Source organism: Hahella ganghwensis DSM 17046 (assembly GCF_000376785.1).
Lineage (GTDB): Bacteria > Pseudomonadota > Gammaproteobacteria > Pseudomonadales > Oleiphilaceae > Hahella > Hahella ganghwensis.
The window spans coordinates 1-13,192 of sequence record NZ_AQXX01000141.1; the positions used below are offsets into that span (position 1 = coordinate 1).

Here is a 13,192-nt window from a genome sequence, read left to right on the forward strand (position 1 = left end):
TCTCGCCCGGGCATTCATCCCGATGAGGCGCGCCATTTTACAGTGTTGATCGTTGTTGTCAAACTGTTTTTTAACTTCCTGTTTGGCGCTGACATTTTGAACTGAATCTCTCATTTTCAAACTGTCGCCTCATCCTTGAGCTCTGCGTCGCTGAGCCTTGTTTCTCACCCCTTCCGGGTGGGCTCCGCTGCAGAAGAGGTGCGCATTATACGTCGCTTGCTCGACGTTGCAACCCCTTTCTTCAGAAAAATCCAAAATAATATATTTTGGTCAAAAAGCGCTCTAATAAAGGCGATAGGCACCTTCACTGCCAAGCCTCTTTTTATAGTATCTCCAGTAAAGGCGAATTCCGAGTAGGACCAGCAAAATTGAAGCATAGAAAACCGGCTGCGTGTAATCGGCCCTTGTCAGCCAGAAATAGTGAACGACAGCCAATACACCTATTACGTATATGCTTTTATGTAACAGTTTCCATTTCTTGCCAAGCCTTCTGACCATTGCCTTAGGGGATGTTACGGCCAACAATGTCATCAAGATAAACGCCATCATTCCTACCGCGATATAAGGCCTCTTGACTACCTCCTCCAGAAAAATGGAAACATCAAGTACCAATAGGAAACCGCTCAACACATGCAGCACCGCATAAAACCAGGCATACAGCCCAATCATCCGTCTGTGTTGGACTAGCCACCGCCACTTTAATAATCTGTTCAGTGGGGTTACTGCAAGACACACCAAAAGAGTAATCAATGACCACAGGCCATTAAACCGAGTAATGGCCTCTCCAGGATCTGGTCCGAGGCCACGAGTCAAAATCTGAAACAACAGAAAGCAAAATGGCAGCAAACCTGCCAGAAAGAACCCCCACCAACGGATCAGCTTCACAGTATCGCCATTTCCGGCCATCAGATTACCTTTATACAACATTAATAGTTAGCCTGTAGATCCATTCCTGAGTAAAGGCTTGCAACTTGTTCAGCATAGCCATTAAACATCTGTGTCTCGATGCGTTTTGGCCCGAATAAACCACCAGGCAAACGCCGCTCACTCTTCTGGCTCCATCGAGGATGATCGACCTTAGGATTAACATTGGCGTAAAAGCCATATTCATTAGGCGCGATATTATTCCAGGTGGTGTAAGGCTCCTCTTCTACAAATCTGATAGCGACTATCGACTTGATACTTTTAAACCCATACTTCCAGGGCACAACCAAACGTATAGGCGCTCCATTCTGGTTAGGAAGAATCTTTCCATAAAGCCCCACAGCCGCCAGAGTTAACGGGTGCATAGCCTCATCGATTCGCAATCCTTCTCGATACGGCCAGTCGATGCTCGAGAATAGAGATTTCTGGCCTGGCATCTGCTCTGGCCTGACAACAGTTTCAAAGGCAACATATTTGGCGTTCATCGTAGGCTCAAACCTCTTGAGCAGAGATGCCAGTGGAATGCCAACCCAGGGAATTACCATCGACCAAGCCTCTACACATCTCAATCGATAGATACGCTCTTCTAGTTGAGACTCTTTCACTAGGTCTTCTAAATGATAAGTTCCTGGCTTATGACAGGCTCCTTCGACTTTGATAGCCCATGGCTGAATTTCAAACTGCTCGGAGTTTTCGTATGGATCGGATTTACTGGTACCGAACTCATAGAAATTGTTGTATTCGAGAACATCGTCAAACGGTGTTTTCTCTTCGGAAGTTGAGAAAGGGCTTTTTCTTGCGGCAGCAATCTGAGCTTCAATCTTACGAACCCATACTTGGCGCGAAGCATTTTCTCGTGCAAGCACACCTTGAGAAAGAAGTGCAGGCGCTGCACCGGCCGCCACTACGGCCGCAGTAGACCGCATAAACTGTCGTCGGGACAGGTACACTTTTTCGTCGGTAATGTCAGAAGGGCGTATATCCAGGGGTTGTTTTATCAGCATCTTGTGGGCCTTTATTCGTACTCTCTAAAAGACGTATACGAGAATTGGACAGCAAGACGTGCAAATAATTCAATGAAGAGCCAATTATCAGCCCCATACCATTTGGCCGATGGAAAGAAACCAAACTTGAAAGTTAAAAATGACCGGCAGTCGATACCGGTCATTTTTCAATCTGATGACCTTTAGTCACCAAACCTAGTGATTTGCAGTTGGCGGTTCCTGAGGAGGGGCTGTCTGGTTTTTCCTTTTCTTATTCCACCTCTGAACCGAGAGAAATGGTCCGGACAATGTGTAGATCAGGAACCCGGCCAACAAAACCTGCGCAGGGGCAGTAGCAATCACAGCATATATCAGTACAACAATCAGAATCGCAACGAAAGGAACCCGTCCTTTTAGATCCAACTCTTTAAAACTGTGGAAAAGAATATTACTAACCATGAGTACACCAGCTCCAGCCACTACAATAACCGCACCATAGGCGAGCAACAGATTCACTTCGAACTCATGAAAACTCCAAACCGTCCCAGCAACCACAGCGGCGGCGGAAGGACTCGGCAATCCAACAAAGAAACGCTTGTCTACTGATCCTATCTGAGTATTAAAACGAGCCAAACGCAGAGCCGCACCGGCCACATAAATAAAAGCCGCTACCCATCCCAGCTTACCCAAATCGGACAGTGCCCAGGTAAAAGCAACCAAAGCAGGCGCAACCCCAAAAGACACCATGTCTGCCAGGGAGTCATATTCAGCCCCAAAGGCACTTTGGGTATTGGTCATACGGGCAACGCGACCATCGAGACCATCGAGAATCATTGACACAAATATGGCGATGGAAGCATTCTCAAAATGCCCGTTCATTGCAGCCACAATAGCGTAAAAGCCTGAGAACAGAGCTCCAGTCGTAAAAAGGTTCGGCAGCAGATACACCCCCCTCCGGCGAACTTTTGCGCCCTCCACCACTTCTTCCTCTACCACTTCAGCCCCCATAAAACCTTCATCCTGACTACTTTCGCAGGAAGTCTGGGGCTTGTTTGCCGGTGTAAGCTTGTGATCCTTATCAGTCATGCAAATCTCTTATCAGCTATAAAAGTGTTTTAGAGCCCTAATATACAAAACACAGGACAGGTTCGCACACATAAAAAAACGCGGCCTATGCCGCGTTTTTTTAAACTACAATGAACTCTTAGTTCTTGGATTTGTCAACAATCTTGTTTGATGCAATCCAAGGCATCATGCTGCGAAGCTTCTCACCAACGGTTTCGATTGGGTGAGCAGCATTCAGGCGACGGTATGCTGTCATGGAAGGATAGTTTGATGCTCCCTCCTGCACAAACATCTTAGCGTATTCGCCAGTCTGAATTCGCTTGAGAGCATTGCGCATCGCTTCGCGAGACTCGTCATTAATCACTTCAGGACCAGTAACATACTCTCCATATTCTGCATTGTTAGAAATGGAGTAGTTCATGTTGGCGATGCCGCCTTCGTACATCAGGTCAACGATCAACTTGAGCTCATGCAAACACTCAAAGTAAGCCATTTCTGGCGCGTATCCTGCCTCTACGAGTGTTTCAAAGCCTGCTTTAACAAGCTCTACAGCGCCGCCGCACAGTACTGCCTGCTCACCAAAAAGGTCAGTTTCTGTCTCATCCTTGAATGTGGTTTCGATAATGCCGGTACGACCACCACCCACACCGCATGCGTAGGAAAGCGCTACATCTTTCGCCATGCCGGAAGCATCCTGGAAAATCGCGATCAGATCAGGAATCCCACCGCCTTTAACGAACTCGGAACGTACTGTGTGACCTGGCGCCTTAGGTGCAACCATGATGACATCCAGATCTGCACGAGGAACAACCTGGTTGTAGTGAATACTGAAACCGTGAGCGAATGCCAAGGTTGCGCCCTGCTTGATGTTTGGCTCAATTTCAGACTTGTACAATTGCGCCTGGAACTCATCAGGTGTCAGGATCATGACAACATCAGACTCAGCAACAGCATCCTTTACTTCTTTAACTGCAAGGCCAGCACCTTCTGCTTTGGCCCATGAAGCCGATCCCTGACGCAGGCCTACACGTACGTCTACGCCGCTATCTTTTAAGTTGTTGGCATGAGCATGCCCTTGCGAACCATAACCGATGATCGCAACTTTCTTGCCCTGGATGATGGACAGATCACAGTCTTTATCGTAATAAACTTGCATTTCGTTCACCTATATCAATTGCGCTCTGCGCTCTTTTAACTCATTAATCTGATTCAGATCGTTCTATATTCTTAACGGTATTTCGGCGGCAACCTGTCCCTATAGCGACAAAGTCTTTTCACCACGAGCAATTCCGGACACACCACTACGTACCACTTCCAGCACACCGCTACGCCCGACAGCCTGGATAAACGCATCCAGTTTATCGCTTTCACCGGTTAGCTGGACGGTATATACCGAACTGGTTACGTCCACTATCTGCCCCCTGAAGATATCCACTGTACGCTTGATTTCAGCGCGTTGAGCTCCCGTTGCCTTCAGCTTGATCAACATGAGCTCCCGCTCGACATGGGCCCCTTCCGTCAGATCCACAACCTTGACAACCTCTACCAGCTTATTCAGCTGCTTGGTAATCTGCTCGATCACACGGTCAGAACCTATGGTTGTAACCGTCAATCTGGATAGAGTGTTGTCTTCGGTGGCCGCTACAGTCAGTGTTTCAATGTTGTAGTTACGCTGGGAAAACAGACCGACAACGCGAGACAGTGCACCGGGCTCGTTCTCAAGTAACATGGAGATAATACGACGCATGATACTTACACCCTCTCCGTCTTGCTGAGCCACATATCTTTCATTGCACCTCTTGCTACCTGCATGGGGTACACATGCTCATGCGGATCCACATAAATATCGATAAACACCAGCTTGTCCTTCATCGCGAATGCCTTTTTAAGGCCTTCTTCAAGCTCCTCTGGCTTACGGATAGTGATTCCCTCATGCCCATAAGCCCGGGCCAGCGCCATAAAGTCAGGCAGCGACTGCATATAGGATTGCGAGTGACGAGCCTCGTAGTTCATGTCCTGCCACTGTCGCACCATTCCCAAAGACTGGTTATTCAGATTGACAATTTTCAACGGCAGATCGTATTGCTTACAGGTTGAAAGCTCTTGGATATTCATTTGAATACTGCCCTCACCTGTGACACACACCACTTCCTCTTCAGGAAAGTTCAGCTTGATCCCCATCGCAGCTGGCAGCCCGAATCCCATGGTTCCAAGTCCACCAGAATTGATCCAATGATTGGGCTTCTCAAATTTATAGTATTGAGCAGTGAACATCTGGTGCTGACCCACATCTGATGTGACATAGGCATTACCTTTGGTGACCTTACACAGCATCTCAATAGCCTGTTGCGGCTTAATCAATTCACTGTCGTCAGTGCGATAGCGGCCACCATGATAGGCACGCCACTCATCAATCTGCTTCCACCAGGCTTTCAGGGCACCTGCGTCTGATTTCTCTTCGCTCTCCTTGGCGATCCCAATCATATCTTTCAAAACAGATGCGGCCGGACCCACGATAGGAACGTCGGCCTGTATCGTCTTGGAAATGGAGGCAGGATCTATATCGATGTGGACAATCCTTGCCCCCGGACAAAACTTGTCAGTGGCGTTGGTCACACGATCATCGAATCGAGCGCCAACAGCCAGAATCAAGTCACTATGATGCATTGCCATATTAGATTCATAGCTACCATGCATTCCCAGCCAGCCAAGGCTCTGACGATCACTGGCCGGATAACACCCGATCCCCATCAAAGTTGTCGTCACAGGAAAGTTTAGGTGGTGCGCCAGATCAATCAGTTCCCTGGACGCATCTCCCATTACCACACCACCTCCGGCGTAGATAATCGGGCGCTTGGCGGCCATCATCATGTCCACTGCTTTCTTGATTTGTCCAGCATGGCCACGGGAAGGAGGCGTGTATGAGCGCATCTTCACTTTCTTAGGGAAGACGTATTCGTATCGCTCATTGGGAGTCGTCATGTCTTTAGGAATGTCCACCACGACTGGACCTGGTCGCCCCGTTTGGGCCAAATAGAAGGCTTTCTTCAGAATTTCAGGTATTTCACGTGGATGACGAACACTCAGGTTGTGTTTCACCACAGGACGGGAGACCCCCATCATGTCAGTTTCCTGAAACGCATCTTCCCCTATAAGCGTTGAGGCAACCTGACCACAGAGCACAACCATCGGGATGGAGTCCATGTAGGCTGTAGCGATACCTGTGATGGTGTTGGTCGCGCCAGGTCCGGATGTTACGAGAACCACCCCGGGCTTGCCGGTGGCACGTGCATAACCGTCAGCCATGTGAGTGGCTGCTTGTTCATGACGAACCAGGATGTGTTTTACTTTGTTTTGACGGAATAATGCATCATATATGTGCAGGGCCGCTCCGCCGGGGTATCCGTAGATATTTTCAATCCCCTCGTCTTGCAGAAAGCGCACGATCATATCGGCGCCAGATAGCATTTCTGCGCTCACAATTTCCTCTCTTTATACGTACCTGTACGCACGCATTTAACGGCTGGTTGCTGATCTGTTTGCAACAACCCAGTCGCTGTAAAATGTCATACAGCTCATATGGTTACTGCGGATACTGCCACACTAGCTAGTCATCTTGAGAGGTTATCTCTAGATTTGCTCACACGCGTCTGTTTGACACGACTACTTTGACGATTACGCCCGGGTATTGGTAATCAGAAACTTTGATTTTTTCGTGTGGTCCGAGCGGAAACTGGCATTTCCGGTGTCGCCTCTCAGGCCCCTCCGCTCAAGCAATCGCCAATTCTGACATCCCAGCCAGAACTGTCAATAGTTAAAGCACTTTAATGCCTTTACCGAAGAGCCACTTTCTACTATCTTTGGTTTAAACAACCGGCGCCGGAAACCATATACAAACAACCTGTCACCTCTATCGTCATTTCCACGGTAGCGGCCGTTGACATATGGACCGCGCCCGCCTCTCGTCAAAAAGGATGATGCAGGCTATTTCAGCAGTTTGGAGAACTTTATACCTATGCGCACCACGATTTCAGCTCTTGTGCTCTTGGGCATGTGCTTACCCGCCTACTCTGCCGGCGTTTACAAGTGGACAGATGAAAATGGCGTGATTCACTATTCCGACCAGAAGCCCGGTGACAAGAGCACCACACAATTGAATGTCCAGACGGGCAAGTCTTCAGGTACTCGCCAAAGCGTTGAGCAGCAGGCCCAACAGCTCAACGAGCAACAGGAGCTTGATCGAATCAAGCAGCAACAGGCAGAGGAACAAGCTGCTGCCGACAAAATCCAAGAGGAAAGATGCCACGCCGCCAAAACGAATATGGAAACACTGACCAAGAGAGCACGCATCCGAATTAAAGAAGAGGGTGGCGAAGAGAGGTACCTCACACCAGAGGAAATATTGGAAAGAAGAAAGAAAAACCAGTCCATACTGGATGAAGAATGCCAGTAGGCAAAAACAGCAAATAAAAAGGGGCTAATAGCCCCTTTTTATTACTCGCAAACAGTATTTAGATACTAAACGCCAGTTGACCGTTTACTATCTCTCCTTTAATTCGATCACCTCTTTGGAACTTACCATTCAATATGGCCTGAGCCAGAGGATTTTCCACTTTTTGCTGAATTGCTCTCTTCAATGGACGAGCTCCATAGATCGGATCGAATCCGGCTTCTGCAAGCGTAGCCATAGCCTCTTCACTGATCTCAACCTCTAGCTCCTGTTCAGCCAGACGCTTGTTGAGAATATCCAACTGGAACTGCGCAATTCCCTTGATCTGCTCAGCCGACAACGGATGGAATACCACCACCTCATCAATCCTGTTTACAAACTCCGGACGGAAATGCCGTGCCACGACTTCCAACACAGCATCCTTGATTTCCCCATAGTTCTCATCTGTTCCACCAAGAGTTTGAATCAAGTCTGATCCCAGGTTTGATGTCATGACAATCACGGTATTACGGAAATCGACAGTCCGCCCCTGGCCATCAGTCAGCCTTCCATCCTCCAGCACCTGAAGCAGAATATTAAATACATCGGGGTGCGCCTTCTCCACTTCGTCCAGCAATAGAACAGAATAGGGCTTACGACGCACTGCTTCTGTCAGATAACCACCCTCTTCGTATCCTACATACCCTGGAGGTGCTCCAATTAAACGGGCGACAGAATGCTTCTCCATAAATTCCGACATATCAATGCGGACCATTGCTTCTTCGGTATCAAACAGAAAGGAGGCCAGAGATTTACACAACTCTGTTTTCCCAACCCCTGTTGGTCCCAGAAACATAAATGATCCGTTCGGTCTGTTTGGATCACTCAGCCCAGCCCTGGAGCGTCGTACAGCGTTGGACACCGCCGTTACAGCCTCATCCTGGCCAATTACACGCTGATGCAACGCTTCTTCCATACGCAACAGCTTCTCACGCTCACCCTCCAACATTTTGGAGACAGGAATCCCAGTCCATTTGGAAACAATTTCTGCGATTTCCTCTTCAGAAACCCGATTACGTAGCAACTTCATTTCAAGCATCTCAGCCTGACTGGCCATATCCAGCTGCTTCTCCAGCTCCGGAATACGTCCATACTGCAATTCCGACATACGAGTCAGATCTCCCTGCCGACGGGCATTTTCAAGATCTACTCGTGCCTGCTTCAGCTGACTCTTGATTTGCTGGGTCCCCTGCAATGCAGCTTTCTCTGAATTCCATACCTCATCAAGGTCGGCAAACTCCTTCTCCAGTTCTGCGATCTGGCTATTCAATTCATCCAGACTTTTTTTGGAGGCGGCATCTTTCTCTTTCTTCAGCGCCTCTCTCTGCATTTTCAGCTGAATCAATCGTCTTTCCAATCGATCCAATGGTTCAGGCTTGGAATCGATTTCCATACGAATCTGACTGGCAGCTTCATCCACCAGATCTATCGCCTTATCGGGTAATTGTCGATCAGTGATGTAACGGTGAGACAATTTAGCCGCCGCGATAATTGCGCTATCGGTAATTTCTACCCCATGATGAACTTCATAGCGTTCTTTCAAACCACGTAGAATGGCAATGGTGTCCTCAACATTGGGTTCATCCACCAGCACTTTCTGGAACCGACGCTCAAGAGCCGCATCTTTTTCTATAAACTCTCGATACTCATCCAGTGTGGTTGCCCCGACACAATGCAGCTCACCTCGCGCCAGAGCAGGCTTAAGCATATTGCCCGCATCCATGGCACCGTCTGCCTTACCGGCACCCACCATCGTGTGTAGCTCATCTATAAACAGAATGACCTGTCCTTCCTGCTTCGCCAGTTCATTCAGCACACCTTTCAGGCGTTCCTCAAACTCACCACGGAATTTAGCGCCGGCTATCAAAGCCCCCATATCCAGAGAAAGCACCCGTTTGTCTTTCAAACCTTCAGGAACTTCCCCATCCACGATACGCTGAGCCAACCCCTCCACAATTGCAGTTTTACCCACTCCAGGCTCGCCGATCAAAACCGGGTTATTCTTGCGACGGCGTTGCAAAACCTGAATAGTGCGACGAATTTCATCATCACGCCCAATCACTGGATCCAACTTGCCTTCCTGAGCTCTCGCAGTCAGGTCGATAGTAAATCGTTCCAGAGCCTGCCGATTCTCTTCGGCAGACGGATCAGAGACTTTTTCGCCACCGCGCATGGCTTCAATCGCTTGCTCCAAGGCTTGTTTGTTACCGCCGCATTCCTTCAATATCTGGCCCAGGACGCCACGATCATCCATGGCGGCCAGCAAAACCAGTTCACTCGTGATGTACTGGTCCTTTCTTTTCTGGGCCAGTTTGTCGGCCATATTCAGCAGCCGCCCCAATTCATTGGAGAGATGCACGTCAGCATCAGAACCCTGAACCTGAGGCAATTTGTCTATCTCTTCTGCCAGACGTGCGCGGAACTCTCCTACATTAACTTTCGCCTGTTGCAGCAATGGAGAAAGAGAACTTCCCGGCTGGTCCAGCATTGCCTGAATAAGATGAACCGGCTCAATAAAATTATGGTCGCGCCCCAGCGCCATAGACTGGGCTTCGGATATTGCCGTCTGTAAACGGCTGGTGAATTTGTCGAATCGCATAAACCGTCCCTCAAACTGTTCTGTCTCCCCTCAGGCGATGCAGAGGGTGTATTTTTGAATTAACCTAGATGTGGGGCCGGACAGACAAAGCTTCAAGTTTTATATGAGTATAGATGGGAGGGGTTAGACTATTTATTGATCTGTCTCAAGTAATTTTCCGACTTCCCTGGTGACACCCTAGTCTATTGAATCTGCTAGTTTTTCCATATAAGCGTCGCCATTCTTCCAGTAACGCCGTCTCGGCGGTAAGAAAAAAAGCGGTCAGCATCAGAGAATGTACAGCACTGCCCTCCATAGACATTGGAAATACCGGCAGAATTCAAGGTCAGTCGAGCAAGAAGATAAATATCAGCAAACCATTTTCCTTTTTGGTGGGCTGAAGCAGTAAAAGCGTCTGCCATCTTAGCGTTTTTCTCTGCAAACACCTCCATGACCTCATCTCCCACTTCAAAAGCGTCTGGACCAATGGCCGGCCCCAACCAGACCACAACGCGATTCGGATCAGTAAAACATGACAAGGTATTTTCCAGCACTCCACCGGCTAATCCCCGCCACCCGGCATGAGCAACAGCCACCTCACTACCATCTATTGAAGCGAACAGAACCGGGAGGCAATCTGCCGTCATAATGCAACAGGCAACACCTGATCTCGTGGTATAGGCCGCATCAGCCTCTATCTCATCAACGACCACCTGGTCCACATCAATCACCCGTGTACCATGTACCTGCTTTAGCCATTGAACAGAACCCGGGCTAAGCCCCACCTCACTGGCAAGCCTCTCCCGATTGAACTTCACAGCTTCAGAGTGATCTCCTACGTGACTTCCCAGATTGAAGCTCTGGTAGGGCGGTAAACTAATTCCGCCCTGACGCAGGGTCGATATAGCTTTTACCCCAGGAGGCTCCGGCCAGTCTGGTGTGATAAACAGCGGAAATTCGGTGGTTGTCATAGCCCTTCCTGTTGAGCCGCTTTTAAGCATTCGACCAATTCAAGCATATCTTCCGGCAAAGGCACTTCCCATGACATCTTCTCACCGGTTTCCGGATGCATCAGCGCCAGAGCTTTGGCATGCAGCGCCTGCCGGGGGAAGCTCTGAACCTTATGAATGGCTTCTTCAGACATCCCTTTGGGTAGTCGAGGTCGCCCCCCGTAGGAGGGATCACCAACAATGCCATGATTAATATGCGCCAAATGAACCCTTATCTGATGTGTACGACCCGTTTCCAGTTTTAATCTCAGATGAGTAAAACCTATAAATCTGTGCAGGACACGATAGTGAGTAATCGCTTTTTTCCCATTGGACACCACTGCCATTTTCTGCCGGTTTTGCGGATTACGCGCAATAGGTTCATTCACCATACCTCCGCCGGTCAGCTCACCTTTGACAACGGCTTCATACTCACGCCCCATACTTCTGGTTTGCAGCTGATCAACCAGGGACTGGTGCGCAAGAAGTGATTTCGCAATCACCATCAATCCCGAAGTGTCTTTATCCAATCTGTGAACCACACCGGCTCTAGGTATGCTCTCAAGTTCAGGACAATGATGAAGCACCGCATTTACAACAGTTCCACCACGATGGCCTGGAGCAGGATGCACAACGAGATCCGCCGGTTTATTGATAACCAGCAGATGTTTGTCCTCATAGACAATATCCAGTGCAATATCCTCTGCAACCCAATCACCTTCGGGTTCCAGCTCCACATCAAGAGTAATCTCATCCCTGGCCATCACCTTATCCTTGGGTTTTACTGCCAAACCATTGACTTTGAGGTCTCCAGACTTTATCCAGCTCTGAAGTCTGGATCGGGAGTAGTCGGGTAAAAGCTCAACTGCCACGATATCAATACGCTGCAAAGCCAGATGATCTGGGACGATAAAGGTTTCCTGAATTTGACGACTCATGGATTAAATTCTGTTCAGTTTGCTGGAATTCTGTCTGTTAAGGTTGTGACAGGGGTGTTTCAACCCATCAGGTTGTGGAATAATGGCCCGCCAGATGATGGCGCTGCTTACCTGCGAGGTCAATGGCCAGGACAGTTTAAGTGCCTGGACGCAAACTTGCTAATACTTCCAGCCTGTCATCGGTCTGTCGCGGAGGTTCCCAAAAGGAAACTGCTGGGCAGTTTAGCTATATTCAATCACAAGAATATTCAGTCACCAGAATGATGTTGCTTCCATACATGCGTAGTACTTTTGGCTTTTTACATTCGATCAAGCAACCACGGTTTAAATTCCCGTCAGGCAATCTAACTCAATCCGTTCGCCATGCCATCAGCATAGTGCTTATTGCAGGTTTAGCCGCATGCGCATCAGAACCACCAGAAATCCTGAATGAAAAGGAATACTACGACAAAGCCAAAACGGCCCTGGATAATCGTAACTTTCTGGAAGCCTCCCGCCATCTGGAAGATCTGGAAACTTATCACCCTTTCGGGCGTTATGCTGAGCAGGCGCAGCTGGATCTGATTTATGCACGTTACAGTGCTCTGGATCCTGAAGGGGCCGCTGCTGCTGCCGAACGTTTTATCCGACTGCACCCCGAAAGCCCTCATGTAGATTACGCTTTTTATATTAAAGGGCTTGCTTCATATTATGCCGATGTGAGTCTGAGCGGACGTTACTTCCCATTGAATATGGACTCAAGAGATCCCGGCAGAGCGAAAGAAGCATTTCAAGACTTCTCGACACTGGTGACACAGTTCCCAGATAGCCCGTACGCAGCAGATGCTGAAAAGAGAATGGTCGCGCTGAAAAACCGATTGGCCGAGTACGAGCTGGTTGTCGCAAAATACTATATCCGCCGCCAGGCCTATGTGGCAGCTGCTACGCGAGTTCAATATATTATTGAAAACTACCCGGAAACCACCGCGCTGCCAGATGCCCTGGCTTACTCCGTTGAACTGTATCGCATTCTGGGCATGAAAGAGCATGCAAATGATGCCTTGGTGGTACTGGCAACCAGCTACCCTGATCATACGAGCTTCGATGCGGACCTGAGATTCCGTGGTGGAATGATTCAGGAAGAGAGTCGCGACATATCGAGCGTTCTAGACATCGACAATATTATCGAATAATTGCAATCAACCATGGCGGAAACTGTCCGCCATGGCTCCCCTTTCTTACTATTG

11 protein-coding genes are annotated in these 13,192 nt (G+C 48.8%); 2 read left to right on the forward strand and 9 right to left on the reverse strand.

Annotated elements, in window-relative coordinates:
• Window positions 1-282 precede the first annotated feature (282 nt).
• From F566_RS0127390 to F566_RS0127415, 6 genes are all read right to left on the reverse strand, one after another.
• Entirely contained in the window at window positions 283-927 is a 645-nt protein-coding gene (locus F566_RS0127390; RefSeq protein ID WP_020410242.1) for a protein-methionine-sulfoxide reductase heme-binding subunit MsrQ, read from the reverse strand.
• Entirely contained in the window at window positions 927-1,928 is a 1,002-nt protein-coding gene (gene msrP / locus F566_RS0127395) for a protein-methionine-sulfoxide reductase catalytic subunit MsrP (RefSeq protein ID WP_020410243.1), read from the reverse strand. The genes F566_RS0127390 and msrP overlap by 1 nt, the downstream gene beginning before the upstream one ends.
• A 195-nt stretch (window positions 1,929-2,123) precedes the next feature.
• Window positions 2,124-2,993 carry a CDP-diacylglycerol--serine O-phosphatidyltransferase gene (pssA, locus tag F566_RS0127400; RefSeq protein WP_020410244.1) on the reverse strand — a complete coding sequence of 290 codons (870 nt, stop codon included), beginning with the start codon at window positions 2,991-2,993 and terminating at the stop codon, window positions 2,124-2,126.
• Between the two features lie 118 nt (window positions 2,994-3,111).
• Window positions 3,112-4,128, reverse strand: coding sequence for a ketol-acid reductoisomerase (gene ilvC, locus F566_RS0127405; protein ID WP_020410245.1), 1,017 nt, complete (start codon window positions 4,126-4,128; stop codon window positions 3,112-3,114).
• Window positions 4,129-4,227: 99 nt separating this feature from the next.
• Window positions 4,228-4,719: an acetolactate synthase small subunit gene (ilvN, locus tag F566_RS0127410; protein WP_020410246.1), complete on the reverse strand. Its 492-nt coding sequence runs from the start codon at window positions 4,717-4,719 to the stop codon at window positions 4,228-4,230.
• 5 nt (window positions 4,720-4,724) lie between these two features.
• Window positions 4,725-6,440 (reverse strand): acetolactate synthase 3 large subunit, encoded by a 1,716-nt coding sequence (locus tag F566_RS0127415; protein WP_020410247.1) that lies wholly within the window; start codon window positions 6,438-6,440, stop codon window positions 4,725-4,727.
• Window positions 6,441-6,987: 547 nt separating this feature from the next.
• Here F566_RS0127415 and F566_RS0127420 point away from each other — a divergent pair.
• A complete protein-coding gene (locus F566_RS0127420) occupies window positions 6,988-7,425 on the forward strand; it encodes a DUF4124 domain-containing protein (protein ID WP_020410248.1) in 438 nt (145 codons plus the stop codon).
• Window positions 7,426-7,483: 58 nt separating this feature from the next.
• Here F566_RS0127420 and clpB read toward each other — a convergent pair whose 3' ends face one another.
• The 3 genes from clpB to rluD all read right to left on the reverse strand — a co-directional run bounded on the left by clpB (window position 7,484) and on the right by rluD (window position 11,966).
• Window positions 7,484-10,060 carry an ATP-dependent chaperone ClpB gene (gene clpB / locus F566_RS0127425; protein WP_020410249.1) on the reverse strand — a complete coding sequence of 859 codons (2,577 nt, stop codon included), beginning with the start codon at window positions 10,058-10,060 and terminating at the stop codon, window positions 7,484-7,486.
• A 194-nt stretch (window positions 10,061-10,254) separates the two neighbouring features.
• The gene (gene pgeF, locus F566_RS0127430) at window positions 10,255-11,010 is read right to left on the reverse strand and encodes a peptidoglycan editing factor PgeF (protein WP_020410250.1); all 756 of its coding nucleotides are present in this window, start codon (window positions 11,008-11,010) and stop codon (window positions 10,255-10,257) included.
• The gene (gene rluD / locus F566_RS0127435; RefSeq protein ID WP_020410251.1) at window positions 11,007-11,966 is read right to left on the reverse strand and encodes a 23S rRNA pseudouridine(1911/1915/1917) synthase RluD; all 960 of its coding nucleotides are present in this window, start codon (window positions 11,964-11,966) and stop codon (window positions 11,007-11,009) included. Before rluD ends, pgeF begins: the two co-directional genes overlap by 4 nt.
• Before the next feature lie 140 nt (window positions 11,967-12,106).
• Between rluD and F566_RS34330 the strand changes: the two genes are divergently transcribed.
• Window positions 12,107-13,138 (forward strand): outer membrane protein assembly factor BamD, encoded by a 1,032-nt coding sequence (locus tag F566_RS34330; protein WP_020410252.1) that lies wholly within the window; start codon window positions 12,107-12,109, stop codon window positions 13,136-13,138.
• Window positions 13,139-13,192 lie beyond the last annotated feature (54 nt).

Bases quoted from the DNA above. Each gene is read 5' to 3' on its own strand.
- F566_RS0127390 (WP_020410242.1), bottom strand. From the start codon at position 927: ATGTTGTATAAAGGTAATCTGATGGCCGGAAATGGCGATACTGTGAAG.
- msrP (WP_020410243.1), bottom strand. From the start codon at position 1,928: ATGCTGATAAAACAACCCCTGGATATACGCCCTTCTGACATTACCGAC.
- pssA (WP_020410244.1), bottom strand. From the start codon at position 2,993: ATGACTGATAAGGATCACAAGCTTACACCGGCAAACAAGCCCCAGACT.
- ilvC (WP_020410245.1), bottom strand. From the start codon at position 4,128: ATGCAAGTTTATTACGATAAAGACTGTGATCTGTCCATCATCCAGGGC.
- ilvN (WP_020410246.1), bottom strand. From the start codon at position 4,719: ATGCGTCGTATTATCTCCATGTTACTTGAGAACGAGCCCGGTGCACTG.
- F566_RS0127415 (WP_020410247.1), bottom strand. From the start codon at position 6,440: ATGCTATCTGGCGCCGATATGATCGTGCGCTTTCTGCAAGACGAGGGG.
- F566_RS0127420 (WP_020410248.1), top strand. From the start codon at position 6,988: ATGCGCACCACGATTTCAGCTCTTGTGCTCTTGGGCATGTGCTTACCC.
- clpB (WP_020410249.1), bottom strand. From the start codon at position 10,060: ATGCGATTCGACAAATTCACCAGCCGTTTACAGACGGCAATATCCGAA.
- pgeF (WP_020410250.1), bottom strand. From the start codon at position 11,010: ATGACAACCACCGAATTTCCGCTGTTTATCACACCAGACTGGCCGGAG.
- rluD (WP_020410251.1), bottom strand. From the start codon at position 11,966: ATGAGTCGTCAAATTCAGGAAACCTTTATCGTCCCAGATCATCTGGCT.